Origin of the sequence: Azospirillum brasilense (assembly GCF_003349955.1) — a bacterium.
GTDB classification, from domain to species: Bacteria; Pseudomonadota; Alphaproteobacteria; order Azospirillales; family Azospirillaceae; genus Azospirillum; species Azospirillum brasilense_B.
In genome coordinates, this window is the sequence record NZ_QLKQ01000017.1 from 19,831 (window position 1) to 46,303 (window position 26,473).

Annotated in this window: 21 protein-coding genes and 1 tRNA gene; 10 read left to right on the forward strand and 12 right to left on the reverse strand. The window is 69.5% G+C overall.

What is annotated here, in order from left to right:
- Positions 1-54: 54 nt before the first annotated feature.
- Positions 55-1,686: a heparinase II/III family protein gene (locus DXK32_RS09985; RefSeq protein WP_114858370.1), complete on the forward strand. Its 1,632-nt coding sequence runs from the start codon at positions 55-57 to the stop codon at positions 1,684-1,686.
- A gap of 217 nt (positions 1,687-1,903) precedes the next feature.
- Positions 1,904-3,508 (forward strand): bifunctional phosphoribosylaminoimidazolecarboxamide formyltransferase/IMP cyclohydrolase, encoded by a 1,605-nt coding sequence (gene purH, locus DXK32_RS09990; protein ID WP_114858371.1) that lies wholly within the window; start codon positions 1,904-1,906, stop codon positions 3,506-3,508.
- A 116-nt stretch (positions 3,509-3,624) separates the two neighbouring features.
- On the opposite strand, the gene DXK32_RS09995 is transcribed toward purH, so the two are convergent.
- The 6 genes from DXK32_RS09995 to DXK32_RS10020 form a co-directional block, all read right to left on the reverse strand.
- Positions 3,625-3,861: a hypothetical protein gene (locus DXK32_RS09995; protein WP_114858372.1), complete on the reverse strand. Its 237-nt coding sequence runs from the start codon at positions 3,859-3,861 to the stop codon at positions 3,625-3,627.
- An 81-nt stretch (positions 3,862-3,942) separates the two neighbouring features.
- Positions 3,943-5,253: an MFS transporter gene (locus tag DXK32_RS10000; RefSeq protein ID WP_114858373.1), complete on the reverse strand. Its 1,311-nt coding sequence runs from the start codon at positions 5,251-5,253 to the stop codon at positions 3,943-3,945.
- A 95-nt stretch (positions 5,254-5,348) separates the two neighbouring features.
- Positions 5,349-6,116: a hypothetical protein gene (locus tag DXK32_RS10005; protein ID WP_114858374.1), complete on the reverse strand. Its 768-nt coding sequence runs from the start codon at positions 6,114-6,116 to the stop codon at positions 5,349-5,351.
- Between the two features lie 100 nt (positions 6,117-6,216).
- The gene (locus DXK32_RS10010; protein ID WP_114858375.1) at positions 6,217-6,444 is read right to left on the reverse strand and encodes a hypothetical protein; all 228 of its coding nucleotides are present in this window, start codon (positions 6,442-6,444) and stop codon (positions 6,217-6,219) included.
- A gap of 69 nt (positions 6,445-6,513) precedes the next feature.
- A complete protein-coding gene (locus tag DXK32_RS10015) occupies positions 6,514-8,148 on the reverse strand; it encodes a tetratricopeptide repeat protein (protein ID WP_114858376.1) in 1,635 nt (544 codons plus the stop codon).
- Between the two features lie 129 nt (positions 8,149-8,277).
- Positions 8,278-13,134 (reverse strand): NAD-glutamate dehydrogenase, encoded by a 4,857-nt coding sequence (locus DXK32_RS10020; protein ID WP_114858377.1) that lies wholly within the window; start codon positions 13,132-13,134, stop codon positions 8,278-8,280.
- A 153-nt stretch (positions 13,135-13,287) separates the two neighbouring features.
- Between DXK32_RS10020 and DXK32_RS10025 the strand changes: the two genes are divergently transcribed.
- Together DXK32_RS10025 and DXK32_RS10030 are read left to right on the forward strand one after the other, a co-directional pair.
- Positions 13,288-15,021 (forward strand): HD-GYP domain-containing protein, encoded by a 1,734-nt coding sequence (locus tag DXK32_RS10025; RefSeq protein WP_247877081.1) that lies wholly within the window; start codon positions 13,288-13,290, stop codon positions 15,019-15,021.
- Between the two features lie 247 nt (positions 15,022-15,268).
- The gene (locus DXK32_RS10030) at positions 15,269-16,240 is read left to right on the forward strand and encodes a Bug family tripartite tricarboxylate transporter substrate binding protein (RefSeq protein ID WP_114858430.1); all 972 of its coding nucleotides are present in this window, start codon (positions 15,269-15,271) and stop codon (positions 16,238-16,240) included.
- 118 nt (positions 16,241-16,358) lie between these two features.
- Here DXK32_RS10030 and DXK32_RS10035 read toward each other — a convergent pair whose 3' ends face one another.
- The 5 genes from DXK32_RS10035 to DXK32_RS10055 form a co-directional block, all read right to left on the reverse strand.
- Positions 16,359-17,987, reverse strand: a complete 1,629-nt coding sequence (locus DXK32_RS10035) for a methyl-accepting chemotaxis protein (RefSeq protein WP_247877082.1) — start codon at positions 17,985-17,987, stop codon at positions 16,359-16,361.
- A gap of 225 nt (positions 17,988-18,212) precedes the next feature.
- Positions 18,213-19,196, reverse strand: coding sequence for a Bug family tripartite tricarboxylate transporter substrate binding protein (locus DXK32_RS10040; RefSeq protein ID WP_114858379.1), 984 nt, complete (start codon positions 19,194-19,196; stop codon positions 18,213-18,215).
- A gap of 546 nt (positions 19,197-19,742) precedes the next feature.
- Positions 19,743-20,672 carry an AEC family transporter gene (locus DXK32_RS10045; protein WP_014238572.1) on the reverse strand — a complete coding sequence of 310 codons (930 nt, stop codon included), beginning with the start codon at positions 20,670-20,672 and terminating at the stop codon, positions 19,743-19,745.
- A 92-nt stretch (positions 20,673-20,764) separates the two neighbouring features.
- Positions 20,765-21,442 carry an RraA family protein gene (locus tag DXK32_RS10050; RefSeq protein ID WP_014238571.1) on the reverse strand — a complete coding sequence of 226 codons (678 nt, stop codon included), beginning with the start codon at positions 21,440-21,442 and terminating at the stop codon, positions 20,765-20,767.
- A gap of 692 nt (positions 21,443-22,134) precedes the next feature.
- Positions 22,135-22,209, reverse strand: a tRNA-Gly gene (locus DXK32_RS10055).
- Between the two features lie 166 nt (positions 22,210-22,375).
- Between DXK32_RS10055 and DXK32_RS10060 the strand changes: the two genes are divergently transcribed.
- The 6 genes from DXK32_RS10060 to DXK32_RS10085 all read left to right on the forward strand — a co-directional run bounded on the left by DXK32_RS10060 (position 22,376) and on the right by DXK32_RS10085 (position 25,954).
- Positions 22,376-22,942 carry a prolyl-tRNA synthetase associated domain-containing protein gene (locus tag DXK32_RS10060; RefSeq protein ID WP_114858380.1) on the forward strand — a complete coding sequence of 189 codons (567 nt, stop codon included), beginning with the start codon at positions 22,376-22,378 and terminating at the stop codon, positions 22,940-22,942.
- A 54-nt stretch (positions 22,943-22,996) separates the two neighbouring features.
- On the forward strand, positions 22,997-23,947 hold the full coding sequence (locus DXK32_RS10065; RefSeq protein WP_114858381.1) for a thioredoxin family protein: 951 nt from the start codon (positions 22,997-22,999) through the stop codon (positions 23,945-23,947).
- A gap of 92 nt (positions 23,948-24,039) precedes the next feature.
- A complete protein-coding gene (locus DXK32_RS10070) occupies positions 24,040-24,729 on the forward strand; it encodes an LON peptidase substrate-binding domain-containing protein (protein ID WP_114858382.1) in 690 nt (229 codons plus the stop codon).
- A gap of 48 nt (positions 24,730-24,777) precedes the next feature.
- Entirely contained in the window at positions 24,778-25,014 is a 237-nt protein-coding gene (locus DXK32_RS10075; RefSeq protein WP_014238566.1) for a Trm112 family protein, read from the forward strand.
- Positions 25,014-25,418: a gamma-butyrobetaine hydroxylase-like domain-containing protein gene (locus tag DXK32_RS10080; protein WP_035669310.1), complete on the forward strand. Its 405-nt coding sequence runs from the start codon at positions 25,014-25,016 to the stop codon at positions 25,416-25,418. The genes DXK32_RS10075 and DXK32_RS10080 overlap by 1 nt, the downstream gene beginning before the upstream one ends.
- A 149-nt stretch (positions 25,419-25,567) precedes the next feature.
- Positions 25,568-25,954, forward strand: coding sequence for a hypothetical protein (locus tag DXK32_RS10085; protein ID WP_162801130.1), 387 nt, complete (start codon positions 25,568-25,570; stop codon positions 25,952-25,954).
- A 150-nt stretch (positions 25,955-26,104) separates the two neighbouring features.
- On the opposite strand, the gene DXK32_RS10090 is transcribed toward DXK32_RS10085, so the two are convergent.
- Positions 26,105-26,461, reverse strand: a complete 357-nt coding sequence (locus DXK32_RS10090; protein WP_114858384.1) for a cupin domain-containing protein — start codon at positions 26,459-26,461, stop codon at positions 26,105-26,107.
- Positions 26,462-26,473 lie beyond the last annotated feature (12 nt).

Sequence of the window (26,473 nt, forward strand, 5' to 3'; positions counted from 1 at the left end):
TCGCCTCTCCCCGCCGTGTGACGGGGTGAGCCGATGAGCGCCGGGCGTGGGAAAATGGGCCGCTTGCGGGACGGCGTCGCGCAGATCGCCTTCGGCAACCCGATCTACAAGCTGACGCTGGGCGGCCGCGCGCCGACCGCCCTGTCCGCCGTGCCGCCGGACCCCTGGCCGGGCGACTCCGGGGACGGCTCGGCGATCCTGGCCGGCGTCTTCCGCTTCGGCGGGCAGGCCGGGGCGGCCGACGCCCACGGCGCGCCGAACTGGCGGGCGGGCAGCGCCGTCTGGCAGGACGCCCTGCACGGCTTCGAATGGCTGCGCGACCTGCGGGCGGTGGGGGGCGACACGGCGCGGCGGCGCGCCCGCGCGCTGGTGCTGTCCTGGCTGGACCACAACGGGAGCTGGAACGCCCAGACCTGGGCGCCGGAGGTGCTGGGCGGCCGCATCGCCGCCTGGATCGGCCTGCACGACTTCTACTGCGCCTCCGCCGACGACGAGTTCCGCGCCGCGGTCTTCGACAGCCTCGCCCGGCAGGTCAAGCATCTGACCCGCGTGGTGCCCGGCGCGCTGGACGGCAAGGCGCTGGTCACCGCGGCCAAGGGCCTCGTCTATGGCGGCTTCTGCCTGCCGGAGCATGAGCGGATCGGCCAGGACGCGCTGAAGCTGCTGGAGCGGGAATTGCCGCGCCAGATCCTGCCGGACGGCGGCCATGTCGAGCGCTGCCCCTCGGTGCAGCTGCGCATCCTGCGCGACCTGATCGACATGCGGTCGGTCCTGCGCACCGCCCGCGCCGACGTGCCGGAGGCGCTGCAGCACGCCATCGACCGCATGACTCCGGCCCTGCGCTTCTTCCGCCACGGCGACGGTGGCCTCGCCCTGTTCAACGGCGGGCGGGAGGAGGACGCGGCGCTGGTCGACACGGTGCTGGCCCAGGCCGACGCCCGCGGGCGCCCGCTGAAGAGCGCGCCGCACACCGGCTTCGAACGGCTGATCGCCGGGCGCACCATGGTGTTGATGGACACCGGCGTGCCGCCGGTCACCGGGCTGGACGCCACCGCCCACGCCGGCACCCTGTCGCTGGAGATGTCGGTCGGCAAGGAGCGGCTGATCGTCAATTGCGGCGCCCATCCGGTGAAGACCGGCCCGTGGCGCGCCGCGCTGGCCGGCACCGCCGCCCATTCCACCGTCGTGCTGGCCGAGACCAACTCGTCGGAGGTGATCGAGGCGGGCGGGCTGGGCCGCCGCCCTTCGCACGTCGGCTGCGAGCGGCAGGAGAACGACGGGGCGGTGCTGGTCGTCGCCACCCACAACGGCTACAGCCGCAACTTCGGCTATTTGCACCGCCGCCGCGTCTATCTGGCGGAGAACGGCGAGGATCTGCGCGGCGAGGACATGCTGGAGCCGGTGATCGGCGCCACGCCGGAGCCACGGCCCTTCACCATCCGCTTCCACCTGCATCCCGCGGTCCAGGCGAGCCTCGTCCAGGGCGGTCAGGTGCAGCTCAAGCTGCCGAGCGGCGCCGCCTGGCGGCTGCGCGCGTCGGGCGCCACGCTGGAGCTGGAGGAGAGCATTTATCTGGGCAGCGGCGACGAGCCGCGGCGGACCACCCAGATCGCCGTCTCCGGACATACCGGCCCCGCCATCAAGACGGTGAAATGGGCCTTGCGCCGCGAGCGCAAGGGGGGGTAAACCGCGCGCATCCGCGGCGGACAGGCCGTGGGAATACGGATCGGTGCCTGTTTCGAGAGTCTGTGGAGTGTTCGCCCTGCGACCGTGATCCCCGCCCGGGCGGGGGTGGCGAAGCGGGGTGTTTCGCTTTTCCGGCTTTCCGGGTCCCGTCTTCTCAGGCCCCGTCTTCCCATGCCCGGTTCGCCGCAGCCGGTTCCATGACAGCCAGGATGCCCCGATGAGCCCGCCGAACGTCGCCCACTCGCCCGCCCCCGATCTGGTCCGCATCACGCGCGCGCTGATCTCCGTGTCCGACAAGACGGGCCTCGTCGCGCTCGGTCAGGCGCTGGCGGCCAAGGGCGTGGAGATCCTGTCCACCGGCGGCTCCGCCCAGCGGCTGGCCGAGGCCGGCATCCCGGTGAAGGAGGTCTCCGACCACACCGGCTTCCCGGAGATCATGGACGGGCGCGTCAAGACGCTGCACCCGCGCGTGCACGGCGGCATCCTGGCCCGCCGCGACATCCACGCCGAGGCGATGACCACCCACGACATCCCGCCGATCGACCTCGTGGTGGTGAACCTCTACCCGTTCGAGGCGACGGTGTCGAAGGGCGCCGACTACGCCAACTGCGTGGAGAACATCGACATCGGCGGCCCGGCGATGATCCGCGCCGCGGCCAAGAACCACGACTTCGTCACCGTCGTCACCGACCCCGAGGATTACGAGGCGGTTCTGGACGAGCTGGCGACCCATGACGGCGCCGTCACGCTCAAGCTCCGCCGCACGCTGGCCCAGCGCGCCTACGCCCGCACGGCGTCCTACGACGCGGCCATCTCCTCCTGGCTGGCCGGCCAGCTCGGCGAGACCTTCCCGCCGCGCACCACCCTGTCGGGCAAGCTCAGCCAGACCCTGCGCTACGGCGAGAACCCGCACCAGCAGGCGGCCTTCTACGTCACCGGCGAGCAGCGTCCGGGTGTGGCGACGGCGATCCAGCTCCAGGGCAAGGAGCTGTCCTACAACAACCTGAACGACACCGACGCCGCCTTCGAGCTGGTCGCCGAGTTCGAGCGTCCGGCCGTCGCCATCATCAAGCACGCCAACCCCTGCGGCGTCGCCGAGGGGGCGAACCTGCTCGACGCCTACAAGCAGGCCCTGCTGTGCGACCCGGTCAGCGCCTTCGGCGGCATCATCGCCGTGAACCGCCCGCTGGACGCCGCCACGGCGGAGGAGATTTCCAAGCTGTTCGCCGAGGTGGTGATCGCCCCGGACGCCGACGACGCGGCCCGCGCCCTGCTCGCCACCAAGAAGAACCTGCGCGTCCTGCTGACCAAGGACGTGCCGAACCCGGCCGAGCCGGGGATGATGGTGAAGCAGCTGTCCGGCGGCTTCCTGCTGCAGAACCGCGACAACGGCCGCATCACGCTCGACGACCTGAAGGTGGTGACCAAGCGCGCCCCGACCGAGCAGGAGCTGGCCGACCTGCTCTTCGCCTTCCGCGTCGCCAAGCATGTGAAGTCGAACGCCATCGTCTACGCCAAGAACGGCGCCACGGTGGGCGTCGGTGCCGGCCAGATGAGCCGCGTCGACTCGGCGCGCATCGCCGCGATCAAGTCGGCGGAGGCCGCCAAGGCCGCCGGCCTGTCGGAGCCGCTGACCAAGGGGTCGGTGGTCGCCTCGGACGCCTTCTTCCCCTTCGCGGACGGCCTGCTGGCCGCGGCGGAAGCCGGCGTGACGGCGGTGATCCAGCCCGGCGGTTCGATCCGCGACAACGACGTCATCGCCGCCGCCGATGAGAAGGGGCTGGCGATGGTGCTGACGGGGATGCGCCACTTCCGGCACTGAGACGGGCGGGGGCGCATCCATTGCCCCCTCCCTAACCCTCCCCCGCTCTCGCAGGGGAGGGGACCATTCTCCCTCCCCTGCGAGAGCGGGGGAGGGTTAGGGAGGGGGCAAGGTTTTTACCCCCGCCGCGCCCCCATCAGCCGCGCCAGCAAGGCGGCGGCTTCGGCTTGGGAATTCCCGTCCGCATTGTCGTCCGGCTTCAGCCGCCCGGTCGCCGCCATGGCGATCAGCATCGCCGGATGCAACGCCGGGTGATGGGGCGCCGAATCGTCTTCCCCACGCGCCGCGGCGTGGTCGCGGGCCAGCGCCTCGTTGATGTGCGCGAAGGCCTCGATGTCCTTGATGTGCAACATGTCCGTTCCGCCCTCCGCGCAAAATTCGTTGTGCGTCGCAGCAAAAGGCAAGTTAGCAGCTTCCGCTGGGTGAATCCGCCGTCATGCCGCGGCGGACTGTCGCACCGTATTCGCATCGCCCGGTGCCGGCTCCCGAACCGCCAGCATAAGCCCAAAACCGATCACGAAGAAAGCCACAACGCTCGCCATGCCGGCCCGCTGGCTCTCGAACAGCGCGGTCGCCAGCCCGAAGGCGAGCGGCCCGACGAAGCCGGCCATGCGGCCGGTCAGGCTGTAGAGCCCGAACATTTCGCCCACCATGCCCGGCGGGGCCAGCCGCGCCATCATCGACCGTCCGGCCGCCTGCGCCGGCCCGAAGAAGGCGCCCAGACCCAGGGCCAGCACCCAGAACCACGCCTTCTCCGTCGCCAGCAGCAGCGGCACGCCGAAGGCGGTCAGGCCGATCAGGCTGACCAGGATGGTCGGCTTGGCCCCCATCCGGTCGTCCACCCAGGCGAAGCCGATGGCCCCGACGCCGGCCACCACGTTCAGCGCGATGGCGAAGAGCAGGATCTCCTCGAAACTCATGCCGAAGGCGTGGGCGGCGAAGATGCCGCCGAAGGCGGTGATGGTGTTGATGCCGTCGCGGTAGATCGCGCTGGCAATCAGGAAACGCAGCGTGTTGCGGTATTTGCGCGTCTCCGCCAGCGTCCGGCGCAGCGTCGCCACGCCCTCCCGCGCCGCCTGCCGGATGCCCAGCCCGGTCGCCGGCGCGTCCGGAACGAACAGGAAGAAGGGCAGGGCGAACAGCCCGTACCAGGCGGCGGCCAGCAGGGCGGTCGCGCGCACCGGCGCCTGCTCCGCCGTGTCGAGCAGGCCGAACAGGGGGGCGGGCGACTTCACGAAGACGAACAGGGCGACCACCAGACAGGCCAGCCCGCCGAAATAGCCGATGCCCCAGCCCCAGCCGGAAATCCGCCCGAGCATCCGCGGCGGCGCCAGCGCGGTCAGGCTGGCGTTGTAGAAGACATTCGCCAGTTCGAAGGCGACGGTGCCGACGACCACGCAGACCAGGGCGAACAAAGCGTGGGACGGGTCGGGCTTCACCCACCAGAGCGCGGCGCAGAAGACCACGGTCAGGCCGGTGAACAGCGCCATCCACGGCTTGCGCCGCCCCGTCCGGTCGGCCACCGCGCCCAGCACGGGGCTGAGCAGGGCGATCAGCAGCCCGGCGACGGTCAGCGCGGCGCTCCAGCGCGAGGCGCCAGCCACCTCGTCCCCGACCACGCCGCGGGCGAAATAGACGGAGAAGATGAAGGTCGTGATGATGGTGTTGTACGACGAGTTCGCCCAGTCGTAGAGGCACCAGGACGCGATGGCACGGCGGCTCGGCGCCTCGGCGGTGTGGGGCATGCTGAAGGATCGGCCGTCTGTTGTCCGGGATGGCCCACTCTAGGCAAAGCGGCCAGGAATGCCAACCGGAGCGGATCGGGCGCCCACTCCCCGCCCTACTCCCGGAGGAAAGGGTCGTCGACGGGCTGTGCCGCAGCCCACCGCGTCGCCCATTCGGTTGAGGCCTTCTCTTCCGCGCTCACGGCGTCCAGAAAGGCGAGGTTCGCCTTCCGCCGCCCGGCCTCATCACCGCGGAACGGATCTGTGAAGGTGGCTTCCTGGCTGATCGGGCCGTTGTAGAGCCCCATGGCCAGCCCTTCCTGCTGCGCCATGATCGATTGGGCGATGTCCTGCTCCTGCTTGCTGAACTGGCCGCCGGCGTTGCTGCGCACCGCCTCCAGCGAGCGGCGGTCGAGATCGCCCATCAGGGAATACCAGTCCCGGCCCTCGAAGCTGTCGAAGTCGAAGGGCTTGCCGCCCGCCTTCATGGCCTCGTACTGCGCGTCCATGCGGGCGCGGGCGTCCTTGGCGATGGCCGGCCCGCTCAGCCCCGCCGAGCTGGACACCGCGCCCGGATCGGACACCGCCTTGGCCAGCGCCGTGGCGTTCTTGCCGTCGCGCGTCGGGAAATAGGCGGCGTAGGGACCGTCGGACGTGCCGTTTCCGGTCTTGCCGGCCTTGGATGCGGTGGTGGTCGCCATGAAGGCCTGGGCTTCGACGGACAGGGTGACGAAGACGGCCGAGCCGCCGGCGGCCGGTTGGCCGGCGGGCGTGGTCGCGGAGCCTCCCTTGTCGGCGCCCCTCAGCACGGTCAAGGCCGCCTTGAGGCTGAAACCGGCGAGGCTGAAGCCGGACGCTTGCGCGTTTGGCGTCGTGATCGACATGCGAGGCCCTCCCGACCATCCCGGCGGGCGCCGTTGCGCTGCCCCCGTTCGTTGCCGGCAGCGTAACGCGTTCAGGCCAGGGTTGTCAAAAAGGGGCGATCTATTCTTTTTGGCGAATGGCCGCAGGCGCCCCGTCCGGCGGGGGGCCGTCGAGGTGGGTTGGGACGAGGTCGATGGTGGGGCGCCCGTCGTCCAACCGTTGGTCGATCCGGGCGCGCCATTGCGCCATCTGCGCCTGGATCGCCGCGATCTCCGCCTTTTGCCGTTCAAGATCCGACAGGTCGGGCGGCGGGACGGCAATGCCGCCGGTGCTGTCTTCGGTGCTCATGGGTCCACTCCGGTGCGGCGTCGGTTGGCTGGCGTCGGCTTGCGGGAAACCCCGCAGGCGCGCGTCCGCTCAGCCGCCCACGCCGAAGGAAATCTGGTTGTTGTCATAACGGGCGACAATGGTCAGCCGGTCGCCGGGGCGCACGCGGATCGGCGTCTCCAGATAGGTCATCGCCTGCTTCCAGTGGTTCGTCCGCGCCCGGCTTTCGGAGCGGTAGACGACCTCCTCGTCCATCTGCAGGTCGAACCAGAAGGCCACGCCGTGGCAGGTGCCCTCCGCCGTGATCTCCACGGCGATCTCGCGGCCGCCCTCCTCCGGCATGTTGCGGGTGAAGTCGAAGTCGAGCGCGGTGAAGGCGGCCGACAGCGGCGTGTGGGTGTCGGCGCCGAGGTCGATCTGCTGGTAGCCGGGGGAGCGGAACACGTCGAAGGCCGACATGTCGAAGCCGCCGATGCGCTTCACCGGGTTGATGCGGGCCAGCTCCGGCGTTTCCACCAGCATGGCGTAGACGGTCGAGGCGCGCGGGATGATCGCGCCGCCGGGCTTCACCAGATGGGTGCGCGCGTGCTGCAGCACCGACAGCATGCGCGGCGCCAGCATGCCGATGTTGATGAGCTCCGACACGAAGACGTCGGCTTTCTCCGGCAGGTCGCCGCCCTCGCCCACCGACAGGCGGGTGGACAGCTTCGGCACCACGTCGATGCGGTCGGCGTAGCCGTTGTTGGCGACGGTCTCGCGGGCGATGCGGGCGAGGATCGGGTTCACCTCGCAGGTCACCACCTTCCGCGCGCCGGCGCGCGCCGCCATCATGGCGACGATGCCCGAGCCGGTGCCGATCTCCAGGACCAGCGAGTCCGGGGTCACCGCGCGCTTCAGCGCCGCCTCGTAGGCGTCGTTGCGCTCGAAATCGTTGATCATCGGCAGGTGCCAGCCGGGGACGGCGTTGGAATGGATCAGCCGGCGGGTGAACTGGACCAGCGGGTGGTCCGGCGCGATGGCGCGGGCGGCCTCGATGGCCTCCACCGCCTCGTTGGCACGGTCGAGACTCTGCAGCGTGTGGGCGAGGCCGACATGGGCGGGGACGAAGCGCGGCGCCGCCGCGATCACCACGCGGAAGGCCTCCTCCGCCTCCTCCAGGGCGCCGCGGGTGCTCAGCGCCTCGGCGAGGTTGTAGCGGGCCTCCAGATACTCCGGCGCCCGTTCCAGAGCGGCGCGGAAGGCGGCCTCCGCCTCGTCCAGCCGGCCCAGCTCGCGCAGGGTGGTGCCCAGGAAATTGTGCATCTCCGGCGCGTCGCCGCGCAGGGCCAAGGCGGCTCGGAAGGCGCCCTCGGCGTCCTCCAGCCGGCCCAGCGCCTTCAGCGCGTTGCCCAGGTTGCCGTGAAGCTCCGGCAGGCGGTCGTTGAGAGCGATGCCGGCGCGGAACGCCGCCTCGGCTTCGTCCGCGCGGCCGAGCTGGAAGAGCAGGCTGCCGCGGCTGTTGTGGAAGGACGGGTCCTTGCCGTCCTCGGCGATGGCCAGCGCGAAGAGGTCGAGCGCGCCGTCGGGATGGCCGGTGTGGGCGGCGACGACGCCCAGCAGGTGCAGCGCCTGCGCGTTGTGCGGGTCGGTCGCCAGAATCGCCCGGCAGGCCGCCTCCGCCCCGCCCAGATCGTTCGTCCGCAGCAGGCGGATGGCGTCGTTCAGGGTCGGCTGGGGGTCGGTCATCGCGGCGGGCTCCGGTTGGGCGGACAATCCTTGGATTGGCCGCACCATAGCCGGAAAGCGGGCGGAACGCATGGGAAACCCTCGTCCGGACCCGCCCGAAGGGGGCCGGACGAGGGGTTTTCAAGGCCCTTACCCCGCCGTCAGGCCGCGAAGCTGCCGGTTCGCCACCGCCAGCATCGACAGGTCGACGTTGGGCTGGGTGCGCAGCTCGGACAGCAGCTGCTCCACCCGCTCCACCACCGGGCGGCGGTTGGCGATCCAGGCCTCCACCGGGGCGTCGGCGGGAAGCTGGTCCACCGCCTCCAGCACGCGGGTGGTCAGCGCGGTCTGGTGGGCGAACAGGTCGTCCACCAGGGCGGCCACCGCCTGCTTCTGCCAATGGTTCTCCGCCTTCGCCGCGGCGGCCTTGTCGCGCAGCCACTCCAGGCCGAAGCGGCGGCCCAGCATGAAGTAGACCGCGGCGACGTCCGCGACCCCGCGCCCGGTGCGCCCGGCGATGCGGACGAGGTCGGGGGCGGCGGCCAGCACCGGCAGCGCCGCCATGCGGCGGGCCAGCTCGGCGGGAACGCCCTGTTCCTGGTAGGAGACGACGCGGGCGGTCAGGCGGGCCGTCTCCTCGGCGTCCAGCACGCTGTCGAGACCGGCGAGAAGCGTCTCGATGCCGGGCCGGAAAGCCTCCGTCTCGCGGGCGATGTCCAGCGGCTGCGGGCAGCTCGCCAGGAACCAGGCGGCGGCGCGCTCCATGTGGCGGACCGTCTCCAGGATCATGCTGGTCTGGAGCGCGGCCGGGACCACGTTGTCGAGGTCCTCGATCCCCGTCCACAGCGAGCGCAGGCCGAAGGCGTCGCGCACGATGGTGTAGGCGCGGGCGACGTCCGCCGGCCCCATGCCGGTCTTCTCCATCATCTCCTTGACGAAGGTCGGGCCGGTGCGGTTGACGAGGCTGTTGGTGACGCTGGTCGCGATGATCTCCCGCCGCAGCCGGTGCCGCCCGACCGCCTCCGCGTGGGCCTTGCGCAGCGGCTTGGGGAAGTAGCGGGTGAGGTCGTCGGCCATGAAGGGATCGTCCGGCAGGTCCGACGCCAGCAGATCGTCGTAGAGCGTGATCTTGGCGTAGGCCAGCAGCACGGCCAGCTCGGGCCGGGTCAGCCCCTCGCGGTTGGCCATGCGGGCGGACAGCTCCTCCTCGTCGGGCAGATATTCGATGGCGCGGTTCAGCCGGCCCGCCTTCTCCAGCGAGCGGATCAGCCGGGCCTGCGCCTCCAGCGCGTCGGGGCCCTGGGCGCGGGCGACGGTCAGGGCCTGGCTCTGCAGGTAGTTGTCGGCCAGCACCAGACCGGCGACCTCGTCGGTCATGGCGGCGAGCAGCTGGTCGCGCTGCTTCAGCGTCATGTCGCCGCGCACCACCACGTCGTTCAGCAGGATCTTGATGTTCACCTCATGGTCGGAGGTGTCGACGCCCGCCGAGTTGTCGATGGCGTCGGTGTTCAGCCGCACCCCGTGCTGCGCCGCCTCGATGCGGCCGCGCTGGGTGACGCCCAGGTTGGCGCCCTCGCCGATCACCTTGGCCCGCACGTCGCGCCCGTCGATGCGCAGCGCGTCGTTGGCCTTGTCGCCGACCTCGGCGTTGGTCTCCTCCGCCGCCTTCAGGTAGGTGCCGATGCCGCCGAACCACAGCAGGTCCACCTCGGCCTTCAGCAGGGTCTGCATCAGCTCCAGCGGGGTGACGTGGTCCTTGGCGATGCCGAAGCGCTGGCGGATCTCCGGTGTCAGCTCCAGCGACTTGGCCGAGCGGTCGAAGACGCGCCCGCCCGCGGACAGCAGCGACGCGTCGTAGTCCGCCCAGGAGGAGCGGGGCAGGTCGAACAGGCGCTGCCGCTCCTGCCAGCTCCGCGCGGCGTCGGGGTCGGGATCGATGAAGATGTGCCGGTGGTCGAAGGCGGCGAGCAGGCGGATGTGCTTCGACAGCAGCATGCCGTTGCCGAACACGTCGCCCGACATGTCGCCGACGCCGACGACGGTGAAGTCCTGCGTCTGGGTGTCGTGCCCCAGCTCGCGGAAATGGCGCTTCACCGATTCCCAGGCGCCGCGGGCGGTGATGCCCATCTTCTTATGATCGTAGCCGGCGGAGCCGCCCGACGCGAAGGCGTCGCCCAGCCAGAAGCCGTGGTCCACCGACACCGAATTGGCGATGTCGGAGAAGGTGGCCGTGCCCTTGTCGGCGGCGACCACCAGATAGGGGTCGTCCTCATCGTGGCGCACCACCTCGGGCGGCGGCACCACCGCGCCCTGGGCGTCCAGGTTGTCGGTGATGTCGAGCAGGCCGCGCATCAGCGTCTTGTAGCACTCGATGCCTTCGGCGAGCTGGGCCTCGCGCCCGGCGGACGGCGGCGGCGGGCGCTTGACCACGAAGCCGCCCTTGGAGCCGACCGGCACGATGACGGTGTTCTTGACCATCTGCGCCTTCATCAGCCCAAGAATCTCCGTGCGGAAATCCTCGCGGCGGTCGGACCAGCGGATGCCGCCGCGCGCCACCTTGCCGCCGCGCAGATGGACGCCCTCCATCCGCGGGCTGTAGACGAACACCTCGACCATCGGGCGGGGCAGCGGCAGGTCGTCGATGTTGCGGCTGTCGATCTTGAAGGAAATGTAGGTCTTGGTCCGCCCGTCCGCGCCGTTCTGATAGGCGTTGGTGCGCAGCGTGTTGCACAGCAGGTTGAGGAAGCGCCGCAGGATGCGGTCCTCGTCCAGATTCTTTACCCCGTCGAGCGCGCGTTCGATCTCGGCGGCCAGCCCCGGATCGTTCTGCGACCGGCGGGCCGGGTCGAAGCGGCTGTGGAACAGGGCGACCAGCTTGCGCGCGATGGCCGGATGGCCGGCCAGCGTGCTTTCCACCACGTCCTGCCCGTAGGGGATGCGGGCCTGGCGCAGATACTTGGCGTAGGCGCGCAGCACCGTCACCTCCCGCGCGGTCAGGCCGGCGCGAAGGACGAGGCGGTTGAAGCCGTCATCCTCCATCCGGCCGTCCCAGACGGCGGCGAGGGCGTCCTGGAACTTCTCCTTCACCATCGCGCAGTCGATGGGCAGCCCGTTCTGGGAGCGCGCGGTGAAGTCGTGGATCCACACCGGGGCGGCGTGGCCGGCGATGGCGATCTCGAAGGGCGCCTCGGTGATCACCTTCAGGTCCATGTGCTCCAGCATGGGCAGCACGTCGGACAGCGGCACCGGACGGCCTTCATGGTAGATCTTGACGTGCAGCTCGTCCCCTTCCGCCTCCAGCGGGCGGTAGAGGTTGATGCCGAGCGCGCCCTGGGCCGTCGCCTTCTCGATCCGCTCGATGTCGAAGACCGCGGCCTCGGCGTTGAACTCCTCGCGGTAGGCGGTGGGGAAGGCGTCGGCGTAGCGGCGGAACAGGGTGCGGCCCTGCTCCTCGCCGTGGGCCTCGACCAGCGCGTCGCGCAGATGGTCGTCCCAGCCACGCGAGGCCTGGACCAGCCGCGCCTCCAGATCGGTCGCGTCGACGGCGGGCACGCGCCCCGGCTCGGTCCGGATGATGAAATGCAGGCGCGCCAGCACGCTTTCGGTGAGCTGCGTGGTGAAGCCGGTGCAGGTGCCGTCGTAGGCGGCCTCCAGGATGGACTGGATGCGCCGGCGCAGCGTGGTGTCGTAGCGGTCGCGCGGCACGTAGACGAGGCAGGAGGCGAAGCGCTCGAACGGGTCCTTGCGCACGAACAGGGCCAGCCGCTGGCGTTCCTGCAGGTGCAGGATGCCGACGGCGATGTCGAGCAGCTCCGGCACCTGGATCTGGAACAGCTCGTCGCGCGGGTAGGTCTCCAGGATGTGCAGCAGCGCCTTGCCGTCATGGCCCTGCGGGTCGAAGCCGGCGAGATCCATCACCTCGGCGACCTTGCGGCGGAGGTAGGGGATCTCGCGTGGGCTGCGGTTGTAGGCGACGGAGGTGAAGAGGCCGGCGACCAGCCGCTCGCCGATGATCCGCCCCTCGGCGTCGAAACGCTTGATGAGGAAGGCGTCCATCGGCACCGCGCGGTGCACGGGGGAGGGGCGGTTGCCCTTGGTCACCATCAGCACGCGCGGGTTGCGCAGGAAGTCGCGCACGTCGGGCGGCAGGGTGGCGTAGTTGCGCAGCCCGTCGAAGACGGTGACGGAGTCGTCGCGCAGGATGCCCAGACCGCTGCCGGCGACCAGCCCCAGCGAGGAGTCCGCCCCGTCGGCGCCGCTCTCGAAGCGGTATTCGCGGTAGCCGAGGAAGGTGAAATGGTCGTCGTCGGCCCAGGACAGGAAGGCCTTGGCCTCGTCCACCTCGTCGTCGGGGATGATGGCCGGGACGGCGGCGCGGGCGCAGTCGGCCTCCACGATGGCGGCGCGCACCTGCTGGCGCATGGCCCGCCAGTCGGCGACGGCGGCGCGCACGTCGGCCAGCACGCGCTCCAGCCCCTCGCGGGCCTGGTCGAGCGCGGCGGCGCCGGTGACCGCGCCGACCTCCACATGCATGAAGGATTCGGGGGTCGCGTCGGTGGGGGCCGCCGCGGGCTCGTACAGTTCGGCGAGCTGGCCGTCGGCGTCGCGCTTGACCCGCACCACGGGGTGGATGACCAGATGGACGGTCAGCCCCTGGCGGTTCAGCTCCGCGGTCACCGAGTCGACGAGGAAGGGCATGTCGTCGTTGACGATCTCCACCACCGTGCGGTGGGATTGCCAGCCATGCTCCTCGACCCGGGGGTTGTAGACGCGGACCTTGGCGCGGTCGGTCGCCTCGCGCTGCTGGCCCCATTGCCACATGGCCAGGGCGGCGCCGTAGAGCTGCTCCGCGGGGGCCTGGATGATGTCGTCGGGCGGGACGTTGTCGTAGAACTGCCGTACGAAGCGCTCCGCCGGTGCCGCGCGGCTGCGGCCCAGCCGCTCGCGAACCTGCCGCACGACCTCCTCGGTCAGCTCGTCCTTGAGCTGTTCGGCCCTGAGAGCCATCGCTCCAATCCTTCCCTGATTTTTTGCGGCGGTTGGCCGCCGTTGTAGGGAGAGGGTAGCCGATTTGCCGCGACAGGCAACAGGCGGAGGGGCGTAACCGGAAGAGGCGGTTAGTACGGAGCGGCCCTTCGTGTCCAAATCGATGAAAGTTGAATGAGTCCGGAAGTGGGCGTATTTTTCGTGCCGTCGCGCTTCAAGAGCGCAACCATCGAGACGATCATGCCCAGCGACGACGCCCGCCTTCCGGAGGCCACACCGGTTCCGCCCGCCAAGCCCCGCCTGCACGTCCTCGTGGTCGATCCCGATCCGGCGCTGGCCGGGCTGACGCGCGCCGCGCTCGACGGCTTCGCGCTGGACGGGGCGCCGGTGACGGTGCTGACCGCCGCCACCGCCGCCGAGGCGCGCGAGGCGCTGTACCGCAACCCCGGCACCGCCGCCGTCCTGCTGGAGCCGGTGCTGGACCCCGCGGCGGATGGGGTGCCGGAAGGGCTCGGCCTCGTCGACCACATCCGCAAGGATCTGGGGAACAGCCGCGTCCGCATCCTGGTCTGCACCGCCCACCCCGGGCGGGCGCCGGAGGAGGAGGTGGTGGAGGGCCACGACGTCAGCGACTACCGCCTGAAGGACGGGCTGACGGCGCGCACGCTGCGCACCGCGGTGGTCCCACGGCTGCGCGCTTTCCTCAACCTGCAGACCCAGGCGGCCGGGCGCAAGGCGCTGGCCCGCATGCTGGTGGCGACCACCGGCCTGCTGGAGATGCGCACCCCGGACGTGCTGTTCCCCAACATCCTGCCGCGCGTCGTCGGGCTGCTGGGCATCGGACGGCACGCCCTGCTGTGCATCCAGGGCGACACGCTGCCGCGCGACCGCCGCATCCGCGTGCGCGCCTCCACCGGGCGCTTCGCCAAGTGGAAGGACGTGGACGTCGCCGAGCTGGGCGAGCCCAACGTGGCCGCCGCGCTGGAACGGCTGAGCCCGAGTTCCGAGACCATCGTGGAGCCGGGCTACTGCGCCCTGCGGCTGCGCGCCCATGGCGGGATCATCGGCATGATCTACGTCGAGGGCCACAACAACGAGGGCACCGCGCGCGAGTGGCAGCTGCTGGAGCTGTTCCGCAACAAATGCTCCATCGCCTTCGAGAACGCCCTGCTGTTCGAGGAGCTGAACACCGCCCAGAAGGCCACCGTCCTGGCCATGGGGTCGCTCGCCGAATACAAGGACAACGCCGCCGCCGGCCATCTCCAGCGCATCGAGCGGCTGGTCGGCGACATCGCGCGCGAGCTGCGCCTTCATGGCCGCTTCGCCGACGAGCTGGACGAGGAGCTGGCGGAGAAGGTCGGGCTGGCCGCCCTGCTGCACGACGTCGGCATGCTGAGCGTGTCGGACGAGACGCTGGGCATCCCCGGCGAGCTGGCCAACAACGACATGGCGGCCATCCAGCGCCACACGCTGATCGGCCACCGCATCCTCAGCGAGGCGGCGCTGCCCCTGCGCGGGCGCAGCCTGCTGTCCATCGCCGCGGAGATCGCCCGCTACCACCACGAGCGCTACGACGGGTCGGGCTACATGGAAGGGCTGCGCGGCGGGGCCATTCCGGTGTCGGCGCGGATCATGGCCGTGGCCGACGTGTTCGACGCCCTCATCACCGACCGCCAGTACCGCAAGGCCTGGGGGGTGGAGCACGCCATCACCTGGATCGCCGAGCGGGCGGGCAAGGACTTCGACCCGCTGGTGGTCGAGGCGTTCCTGACGGTGGTCCGCCGCATCCAGGCCGAAGAGCCGGACTGGTTCCCCAAGCCGGAGGGCGGCAACCAGGGCCTGCTGGTGGCGGCCATCGGGCGCAAGCTGCGCGCCCTGTTCGGCAACCGCGCCGAACCGATCAACTGAACCCCGTCTTCGGATGACGGGAGTGGAGCGAACGGCCTTTCCCAAGTGGAAAGGCCGTTTCGCCATCGCCCTGCGGTGATGCCGGCCGGTGCGACGCTGTGTCCGTCGCTCTCATTATGGTTGCACCATAAATACTATAGTGTACAAAAAATCGTGTTACTATGAATTGTGCAACCGATGCCGCGGGTGCGCTCCTTGGCGGCGCTCCGTTGTGGTGATCGGGCGGCAGCATTTGGCGGAGCCGACCATGAAAGCCAGACATTTCTTTTCAAGCCTTCTGACCTCTTGCGCCCTGCTGTTGGGTGCGACGGCGGCCCAGGCCGCCTATCCCGAGAAGCCGATCACCATGATCGTCGCCTACGGGGCGGGCGGATCGACCGACGTGACCGCGCGCATGCTGGCGCCCTTCATCGAGAAGTATCTGGGCGGCGGCGCGCGGATCGTGGTGATGAACCGCGGCGGCGCCGGGGGGGAGATCGGCTTCGCGGCCATCGCCGACGCCACGCCGGACGGCTACACCATCGGCTTCATCAACACGCCGAACGTCGTCACCATCCCGATCGAGCGCAACGCCCGCTTCACGCTCGACCGGCTCGACCCGCTGGTCAACGTCGTCGACGATCCGGGCATCATGACGGTCCACGGCGACAGCCCCTACAAGACGGTGGAGGATCTGGTCGCCCAGGCCAAGGCCAACCCGAACACCATCACGCTGGGCTCCACCGGCGTCGGGTCGGACGACCATCTGGCCATGCTGCTGCTCCAGCGGCAGGCGAATGTCCGCTTCACCCATGTGCCGTTTCCCGGCAGCGCGGAGAACTACCGCTCCATGCTCGGCCGCCACACCCAGGTCTGCGGCCAGAATCTGGGCGAGGGGCTGCGCGGCAAGGCCGGCGGCGACAACATCCGCATCCTCGGCGTGATGAGCACGCAGCGCTGGGACATGGCGCCCGACCTGCCGACCTTCAAGGAACTGGGCTACAACATCACCATGGCGTCGCTGCGCGGCGTCGGTGCGCCGAAGGGGCTGCCGCCGGAAATCCGCGCCAAGCTGATCGACGCGGTGACCAAGGCCGCCAACGACCCGGAGTTCCAGAGCAAGGCCCGCGACACCTACCAACCGCTGCGCATCCTCGATTCGGAAGCCTTCTCGGCCGAGCTGAAGGAGCTGGACGGCGATTTCCGCACCCTGTGGGGCGAGTTCCCCTGGTTGAAATGATCGGGTGAGGCGGACGGGACAGGCCGCATAGGAAAGGCCCCTCTTCCACATGGAGGAGGGGCCTTTTTCATGGGCGGAGCCGGAGGACGCCACGGCGTCCTCCCCGCATCGGGCCGGGTCAGGCCGCGGTGATGCGGGTGATGAAGGCTTCGATCTCGTTGTCCAGGCGGTTGAAGCTGCGCGACAGCTCCTCCGTCGTGGTCTGGACGGCGCCGGCGGAATGGCCGGTGGTCTCCGCCGCCTGCTGCACCAGCCGCATTTCCTGGAGCACGGCCACCGTGTCGGTGGCGGCGCGCTGCGAGCGCTCGCTGATATCGCGGGTGGCGGCGTCCTGCTCCTCCACCGCCGCGGCGACGGTGCTGAGCGATTCGTCCACCTGCCGGATGGTGTTGACGATGGCGCGGATGGCGTTGACCGCCGCGGTCGTCGCCGCCTGGACCGCCGCGATCTCCGCGCCGATCTCGTCGGTAGCCTTGGCGGTCTGGTTGGCGAGGCTCTTGACCTCCTGCGCCACCACGGCGAAGCCCTTGCCCGCTTCACCGGCGCGGGCCGCCTCGATGGTGGCGTTCAGCGCCAGCAGGTTGGTCTGGCCGGCGATGTTGTTGATGAGGCCGACCACCTCCTCGATCTTCCGGCTGGCCTCGCTGAGGCCCTGGACGATGGAGTCGGTCCGCCCGGCCTCGTCCACCGCGCCGCGGGCGAGCTGGGTCGACTGGGTGATGGACCGGGTGATCTCGTCGATGGAGGCGCGGAGCTGCTCGGCGCCGGCGGCCACGCTCTCCACCTCGCTCGTCGCCTCCTGCACCGCGTGGGCGACCGAATCGCTGTGGTGGCTGGTCTGCCGGGCGTTCTCCAGCATGACGTTGGCTTCGCCGCGCATGGAGTCGGCGGAGCGCACCACCTCGCCCATCATCGCCTTGACCGACGCCTCCAGGTCGGCGGCGAGGCTGTTCATGGCCCGCCGCTGCTCCTCCATGGCGCGGGTGCGCATGGCCTCCTGCTCGCGCGCCATCTCCTGGACGCGCAGCGCGTTCTCCTTGAAGACGCGGACGGTGCGGGCCATCTGGCCGATCTCGTCGCCACGCTCGGCGGCGGGCACCTCGTCCTCCAGCCGGCCCTGGGCCAGCCGCTCCATCACCGTGGTCAGGCGGACCACCGGACGGGCGATGTTGAAGCCGATGAACAGCGCGACGCCCACCGTGATCAGCAGGGCGACGATCGCCGAGGCGATGAAGGCCTGGGTGGTCGCGTCGACCGACGCGTTCACGTTGGCGTAGGCGTCGGCCGACTGCTGGCGCTGGTAGGTCAGGTAGTCGCGGGCGGTGCCGTTCAGGCGCCCGTAGGCCGCCTGGACCTCCTGCAGGAAGTCGAGCGGATCGACGCCCATCTTCAGCAGGTCGAGGAAGCTGGTCACCTTCGCCTGATAGGCCGCGGTGTCGGAGCCGAAGCGCTGAAGGATCTGCCCCTCCTCCTCGGAGGCGGCGGACTGGCCCTTCATCTTGTCCGCCTGGCTCTTCAGCTTGGTGATCTGTTCGGTCAGGGCCTTCGATTCATCCTCGACCGCCTTGGGGGAGGCGTTGGCGGTGCTGAGGATCACCGTCCGGTAGAGGCCGGCGTGGGCGACGGTCAGCGTGTCGGTCAACGCCTGGACGTCCGCTTCCCGCGTGAAGGAGCGGTTGAACAGCGTGTCCAGCAGGCGTGACTGTTCCGTGATGGCGGAGCCGCCGAGCAACGCGATGGCAAGCATGCCCAGAATCGCTGTCGCCGCCGGGATTCCCATTTTGGTGGGAATGTGGAGGTGATTGAGGAAAGTCATGGAGCACCTGCTTCAACCATTGGCCGGTCCGTTGGCGCCGGATGGTCAGGGGGGCTTGAACCGCACCCGCCGCAGGCCGGTCGGCCGGCGGCGGGTGGTTTCACGGATGGGCCGGACCCGGACGGACCAGCCCGCCCGGGTCGCGTCAGCCCCGGATCACTTCAGCCAGGGCGACGACTGCCACAGCGACTTCAGCTCGGTGTCGAGCTGCTTCAGCTCCGCCGCGAAGGCGTCGGGGCCGAGGACGCGCAGCGGCTGGAAGGTTTCCTTGGCCTCGGCCTTCACCACGAACTCCGGATCGGTGGCGGCCTTGGTGACGGCGTCCACCAGCTTGGCGCGGACGTCGGCAGGCAGGCCCTTCGGCGCGCAGACGCCGCGCAGCGACGCCATCAGCACCGGGTAGCCCTGCTCCGCGAAGGTCGGGATGTCCGGGGCGGCCTTCCAGCGCTCCTTGCTCATCACGCCCAGCACGTGGACCTGGTCGGAGGCCTGGCCGCGCAGCCCCTCGCCGAGGTTCTGGCCGCTGATCTGGATCTTCTTGGCGAGCATCGCCTTCTGGTTGGCGGCGGAGCCGGAGAAGGGCACATGGGTGAACTGCACGCCGGCCTGGCGCTGCACCAGCAGCATGGCGAGCTGGTCGTCCGACCCCACGCCGGTGGTGCCGACGGTGACGGTGTTCGGGTTGGCCTTGGCGTGCTCCACGACGTCCTTCAGCGTCTTGAAGGGGCTGTCGCCGGGAACGCTCCACACGCCCGGATCGTCGACGACGTTGACCAGCGGGTCCAGCCGGTCCGCCGAGAAGCGGGCCTGACGCTCGATCGGGATCGACACCATGTTCGGCGTGTTGCAGAAGCCGATGGAGTAGCCGTCCGGCGCGGCGTCGGCGATGGCCGCGAAGCCGATCTCGCCGCCGGCGCCCGGCTTGTTCACCACTTCGATCCGGGTGCCGCCCAGATGCTTCTCGATGAAGGGGGCCAGCAGGCGCGCGGTCACGTCGGTCGAACCGCCGGCGTCGTAGGCGACGACCATGGTGATCGGCTTCTCGGGATAGGCGGCCTGGGCCGTCGACAGAGCGGTCGTCGACATGGCCAGCGCCAGGGTCCCGGTCGCCAGCGCCAGGAACTTGCTGCGAATGATCATCTGGATGCCCTTCTTTCCTGCGTTATTGCGGAAGACCCCCTTGGCCGCGGAGGCGGCGGGGTCCCGGGAGATCCCGCCCGTCCCGATGCGGACACAGGCTGGGCCTCCTTTTCTGAAATTCTCGTAAAGATCGATGGTCATTGATTTCGACAGCATTGGATTGTCGGGTCACGAACGAAACGAAGAGCCATTCTGGCTTTGCTCAGGATGGATGCATACTTCAGTATGTCTGTCTTCGTGGGTGATCGATCCCGTCGCCGGAGCGGCGGCGGAGTTCGGTCGTCTTTCTCGCAAAAAGGAGCGGTTCATAGACCCAACGCTGTCAAATCAACCCTGATAAAGCGGTTTTGACGCTTCAAAGTGGAAGATACAGCGTCTCTATTCGTGTATCAATCGTGCTAACCGAACCGGATATCCGGAAATCACAGCGATTTTCGTCGAATGCTTTCCATCTGGCGTGGTCCCCTGGAGTTCCGCGCGCTTGGGCTTGCATGGAAAGCGTCAAATGGACGCACAATGAAAGTTGCCTGCGTCGAAATGACCGCGTCAGCCCATCGCCACCATGAAGGCGACGGAAATCGAGATCGGGGACATCAGGGTGGACAGCAGCAGCGACATCGACACCAGCTCCCGCCCCGTCTGATAGCGCTCGGCGAAGGCGTAGACGTTGACGCCGATGGGCAGCGCCGCCGCGGTCACGGCGGGGGCCAGCCAGTCCGGCGGCAGGTGGAACACCTCCACCGCCAGGACCCAGGTCAGCACCGGGTGCAGGACCGTCTTCATCACCGCCAGGACGAGCGCCTGGCCGAACTTGCCCGACAGCTTCCCGAAGGACAGCGAGGTGCCCAGCGTGAAGCAGGCGCAGGGCAGAACGGTGGCCGCGGCGTAGTCGGCCGCCTTCATGACCGCGTCCGGCACATGGACGCCGCTCAGGTTGAAGCCCATGCCGACGACGATCGACAGGATCATCGGGCTGAGCAGGGTCGCCTTGACGGCGTTCACCGCGGCGACGACCGGCCGCCCGCCCGCCGTCCGCTGCGCCTCGGCGATCATCGTCGCCGTGGTGAAGAGCAGCGGCGACTGGAACAGGATCAGCAGCATCACCGGGATGGCCACCGACGATCCATAGGCGTCCATCAGGATCGGCGCGCCGAGCAGACCGATGGAGGAGAAGGACGGGGCGAAGCCGCCGATCGCCGCCTCGTCCCGCCGCCGGATGGACAGCATCCAGGCGGCGCCCAGCCCGAAGATGATGAAGGCCGCGACGAAGAAGGACGCCACGAAGCCCCATTCGATGGGATCGGGGATCTTCGCCTTGGCCATCGCCGCGAACAGCAGGGCGGGCAGGGCGTAGATGCCGAGAAAGCGCGACAGCCCCTGAGCCGCCGTGTTGCTGAAATTGCCCGATTTCCCGGCGTAGAAGCCGAGCGCGACCAGGACGAACATCGGCAGCACGATTTGAAAGATGAGCGTCATGGCGGCGGAAACCGGTCTTGGGGCGGCATGAGGGGCTGTGCGGGTCGCCGGCGCGCGTGGTCCGGCGGATGCCGGGGGTCAGCGCCCAGGGGTCAGCGCAGGGTGGGCGTCTCGACGATTTCCGGTTCCGGCACGCCCAGCACCTCCATCAGCGACTTGCCGGCGTCGAGCTGCTGCGACCAGATCTTCTCCTTGGCCATCAGCTCCAGGCAGCGCCGCAGCACCTCGTCCATCACGGCCAGCGGCACCACGGTCACCCCGTCGTCGTCACCGATGATCAGGTCGCCCGGGTTGACCACCATGCCGCCGACGCCGGCCGGGACATCCATCTTGCCGCCGAAGGCCTTGTGCGGGCCGCGCGGGACCGAACCCTTGGCGAAGACCGGGAAGCCGATGGTCCGGATTTCCTGGAGGTCGCGGACGGAGCCGTCGATCACCAGACCGCCCAGGCCGCGCGACTTGCAGCCGCGGACCACCCATTCGCCGGCCAGCGCCACCTCCTCCAGGCCGGCGCCGGCGACCACCACCACCTCGCCCGGCTCGGCCAGGCTGCAGGCGGTCAGCAGCATGCTGTTGTCGCCCGGCATCGACACGGCGGTGCGGGCCTGCCCGCAGATGCGCATGCCCGGGGCGCAGGGCTTGATCCGGGCGTCCATGCTCTGGCAGCGGTTCTGCACGTCGGACGCGATGCTGCTGGGGACCGTCTTCCAGATCTCCAGCATGTCCGGGGACAGGCGCGGAAAATTCACGATGTAGCGTTGCATAGCCATGGGGGGACCTCTCGTCGTCTGGATGGGTTGCCGTCTGGGCTGGCTTATCGTCTGGGCTGTACGAAGCGGGGCTTGGAAGCGCGACCAGCGGCACCGCCGGTCGCAGCGCGACGACAGCGGAGCCGATGACGATCAGGCGGGGGAGGGCCGGTGTTGCCGGAGCGGCGGACGCCGGCCGGACAGGAACATCCTATCCGGGAAAGTCACGGGCTCGGCCCGTCCGACGCAACCAGACCATCCATGGTGCATACAACCCTAATCGGATAAAAGTTCTATTTGTTTCGTCTTTGAAGCTTAGTCATTCCGGAGGTCATACGCAAGTAGGTTGCCAACAAGTAAATTTGTTCACGTCTTCATATGGGGTATGTGCGCGGGGAATGACCTACATAGGCATGTCATTTGCGGGGTTTTGCGCCTCTGGATTGTGCCTTTTGGCGGAGCGCGCGCTGTATGGCTGCGCTGGTCCGGGGACGGGCCGTCCGGAAAGCGAGACGCCGGTCACGGCCGGCGGAAGCGGGCGGCGCAGACTCGGTTTCGAAAACGAAGGCGCCGGTTGCGGAATCGCAACGCGCGAGAAGGCGGAGGGGAAAACGAAAGAAGGGAAAAACGAAAAAGGCCGGCACCCGGAGGTCCAGCCTTTCCATTCACCGTTCTGACTCCCGTCGGGAGGGTCACCGCCTCCGCCGGGAGAATGGAGCGGGCGAAGGGATTCGAACCCTCGACCCCAACCTTGGCAAGGTTGTGCTCTACCCCTGAGCTACGCCCGCGCTCCGTTTCGCTGCCGTTCGGACCGTTGTTCGGTGCCGTCCGGCGGCGTGCGGCGGACTATACTCATGGATCGGCGCAATGCAAGCGTCATGTTTCACTTTTTTCCGGTGCCTGGACGAATTTTCCCGACACCGTTATTTTCCCGACACCGTTAAAGATGGCTCCATGGACACCCGCGACACCCCCGAGGGCAGGGCCGAGGAGCCGCTGCCGACGAGCCCGGAGCAGCTCCTGGAGCATCTCGCGGCGCTCGGCATCCGCACCGTGACCCACCGCCACCCGCCGCTGCACACGGTGGAGGAGAGCAAGGCGCTGCGCGGCGCGCTGCCCGGCGGCCACTGCAAGAACCTGTTCCTGAAGGACAAGAAGGAGCAGCACTGGCTGGTCGTCGCGCTGGAGGACGCGCGGGTGGAGTTGAACCGCTTCGACAAGGTGATCGGGGCGGCGCGGCTGTCCTTCGCCTCCGCCGACCGGCTGTGGCGGCATCTCGGCGTGCGGCCCGGCTCGGTCACGCCCTTCGCGCTGGTCAACGACCGCGAGCGGCGGGTGAGGGTGGTGCTGCAGGAGCAGATGCTGGCCCACGACCCGCTGAACTACCACCCGCTGCTGAACGACCGGACCACGGCCATCGCCGCCGCGGACCTGCTGCGCTTCCTGCGGGCCGGCGGGCACGAGCCGCTGATCGTGCCCTTCGGCGAGGAGCCGCCGGACTCTCAGCCGACGCTTGCTTAACGCGCCCCGTGCGCTCATCTATCACGCGAGATCGCAAAGGGATACGTGACCGCCATGTTCTCCATTCCGCCCGCCAACAAGCCCGTCGCCGCCGGTGCCGCCCCTGCCGCCGGTGACCTGATCAAGGACAGCAGCGACCGCGCCTTCATGGCCGACGTCATCGAGGCGTCGCAGTCCGTGCCGGTGATCGTCGATTTCTGGGCGCCCTGGTGCGGCCCGTGCAAGCAGCTCGGCCCAATCCTGGAAAAGACGGTGCTGGCCGCGAAGGGCAAGGTGCGGCTGGTCAAGATCGACACCGACAAGGACCCGATGATCGCCTCGCAGCTCCGCGTGCAGTCGATCCCGGCGGTCTACGCCTTCTTCCAGGGGCGTCCGGTGGACGGCTTCATGGGCGCCCTGCCGGAATCGCAGATCAAGGCCTTCGTGGAGAAGCTGGTGAAGCTGGCCGGCGCCGCGGGCGGCGCCGAGGGCGACATCCTGGAGGAGGCGATGGCCCAGGCCAAGGAGGCGCTGGAGGCCGGGGACACCCAGACCGCGTCGGAGATCTACGGCGAGATCCTGCAGGCCGATCCGGAGAACCTGAACGCCGCCGCCTACGCCGGGCTGGTCCGCTGCCTGATCGTCAACGACGACCTGGCCCGCGCCAAGCAGATGCTCGACAAGGTGCCGGACCAGATCGCCAAGGACAAGGAGATCGCCGCGGTGCGCAGCGCGCTGGAGGTCGCCGAGCAGGCCGCCAACGCCGGCCCGATCCCGGAGCTGATGGAGAAGGTCGCCCGCAACGAGGACGACCACGAGGCCCGCTTCGACCTCGCGCTCGCGCTGTTTGCCGCCGGCAAGCGCGAGGCCGCGGTGGACGAGCTTCTGGAGCTGGTGCGCCGCGACCGCGCCTGGAACGACGAGGCCGCCCGCAAGCAGCTCGTCAAGTTCTTCGAGGCTTTCGGCCCGACCGATCCGCTGACGGTGCAGAGCCGCCGCCGGCTGTCCTCGATCCTGTTCCGCTGATCGCGCGGCAAGCGGCCGCGAGCCTTTTCGTTCGCGGCCGCTTCGTTCGTGACCACTCTGTTCGCCGTGTCCGGGGGTTCTATATTCGTCGCATGAGCCGGAACCCCATCGACCCGTCACCGGACCGCCTGCCGCGGCAGCTCCCGATCTTCCCGCTTGCGGGGGTCCTGCTGCTGCCGCGCGGGCGTCTGCCGCTGAACATCTTCGAGCCGCGCTACCTCGCGATGGTCGAGGACGCGCTGGCCGGCGACCGCATGATCGGCATGGTCCAGCCGACCGACCCCGCCTGCCGCCTGCGCGAGCCGGCGGTCTATGGAACCGGCTGCGCCGGGCGGATCACCAGCTTCGCCGAGACCGAGGACGGTCGTTACCTGATCACCCTGACCGGGGTCAGCCGCTTCGCGATCATGCGGGAGCTGGAGGTCCAGCGCGGCTACCGCCGCGTCGCCGCGGACTGGGACCGCTTCTCCGGCGACCTGATCGACCCGCTTGAGCGCGGCGGGGCCGACGGCGGCGGGCTGGACCGTCCGCGTCTGCTGGCCGGGCTGAAGGGCTATTTCCGGATGCAGGGGCTGTCGGTCGACTGGAAGGCCATCGACGGGACGCCGGACGAGCGGCTGGTCACCTCGCTGGCGATGATCTGCCCCTTCTCGGCCAGCGAAAAGCAGGCCCTTCTGGAGACGCCAGACCTGCCGGAGCGCGCGAAGCTCTTGATCGCCCTGGTCGAGATGGCCATTCTCGACGGCCATGAGGGCGACGGCGGCAACGCGCTGCGTCACTGACCGTTCCCTTCGACCGACACTGCACTTTCCGACTGCGAGGCCCGATCCATGAGCGCCCACCCCCACGACGACACGCCCGCCGACGGCAAGACGCAGGCGCGCGTCGATCCGAAGCTTCTGGAGATCCTCGTCTGCCCGCTGACCAAGGGGCCGCTGCGCTACGACGCCGAGCGCGCCGAGCTGATCAGCGACCGCGCCGGGCTGGCCTATCCGATCCGCGACGGCATTCCGATCATGCTGATCGACGAGGCCCGCAGCCTCGACGGGAAACCGGGAGCCGCCTGATGTCCGACGAGCAATTCGCGTCGGACGCCTTCGGCACCAGGCACTGGCCGGTGGAAGTCCGGCTGAAGAAGGAGGAGAAGCGGCTGGAGGTCGATTTCGACAACGGCCAAACCTTCTCCTACCCGGCGGAGTTCCTGCGCGTTCACAGCCCGAGCGCCGAGGTGCAGGGCCACGGTCCCGGCCAGAAGCAGACCGTCTCGGCCCGCCGCCACGTCGGCATCATGAGCCTGGAGGCCATCGGCCATTACGCCCTGCGCATCGTCTTCGACGACCTGCACGACAGCGGCATCTACTCCTGGAAGCTGCTGTATGAACTGGGCGAGGACCAGGACCGCCTGTGGGCGGAGTATCTGGCGGAGCTGGAGGCCAAGGGCCTGAGCCGCGACCCGCGCGGCCGGCGCTGACGGCACGGAAGGCGGGGCGCGGCATTCGGTCGCGGCCCTGCTTCCATCCGTGTGGCCTTTCCGGGTGCCGGGGTGCGGCGTGTTGCGCTTTCATGAAAAGGGCGTAGATAACGGAGCATCGACCGTTCCTCCGCCGCAGGATGACCGCCGTGACCGCGACCGACCCGCCCGGCGCGACCGCCCGCCCAATCTCTTCTCCTGACGCCGATTCGCTACCCACGGGCGGCGCCGGACTGCCGGTTCCCACCACGCCCGCGCCGGACGCGGCACCGGACGAGGCACCGCCGCCGACTGGCGGCTGGGGCTGGGCGGGCGGCTACGGGCGGCGCGGCAACGCTTTGCGGCAAAAGCTGGCCGCCCATCTGGCGGCCCGGCGGCGCAAGCGGCGCGCCTGGGCGCGCGACGTCGCGCGGGTCGTCCTGGTGGTGTCGATCATGGCGCTCGCCGCGCTCGCCGTGGAGATCGGGCGCAAGGCGGTCGTCATTCTGAACCGCGCCGATCTCGGCGCCGTCCATCTGTTCGGGGAGCGTGGCTAAAGCGCTTGGTGTTCCCTCTCCCCTCTGGGGAGAGGGTTAGGGTGAGGGGGGTGCGCTTTTGCCGAACTTACCGCCACGCGCATCCCCCTCACCGGCCCTTCGGGCCACCCTCTCCCCGGAGGGGAGAGGGCTGAGGATGGCGTGATCTCCTCAGGGCAGGATGACCACATAGCGTTTCGTCGTGGTCTCCAGCACCTCCCACACGCCCTCGAAGCCCGGCTCCAGCGTGAAGCGGTCGCCGGGGCCGACCAGCCAGCGGCGCCCGTCGGCGTGGCTGATGGCGCTGCTCCCTTCCAGGATCTCGCAATGCTCCCACTCGTCGTAGGCGATCCGCCAGGAACCGGGGGTGGAGCGCCAGACGCCGGCGAAGCGCTTGCCGTCCGCCGATTCGTACTCGTTCCAGGTGGTGAAGACCGGCGCGCCCGACAGGACGCGGTCGGCGGCCGGGCCGCCGGTCTCGGGCTCCACGGCGGGGCGGGCGGGGTCGGTCAGCAGGGCGAAGCTCATCTCAGGTCTCCC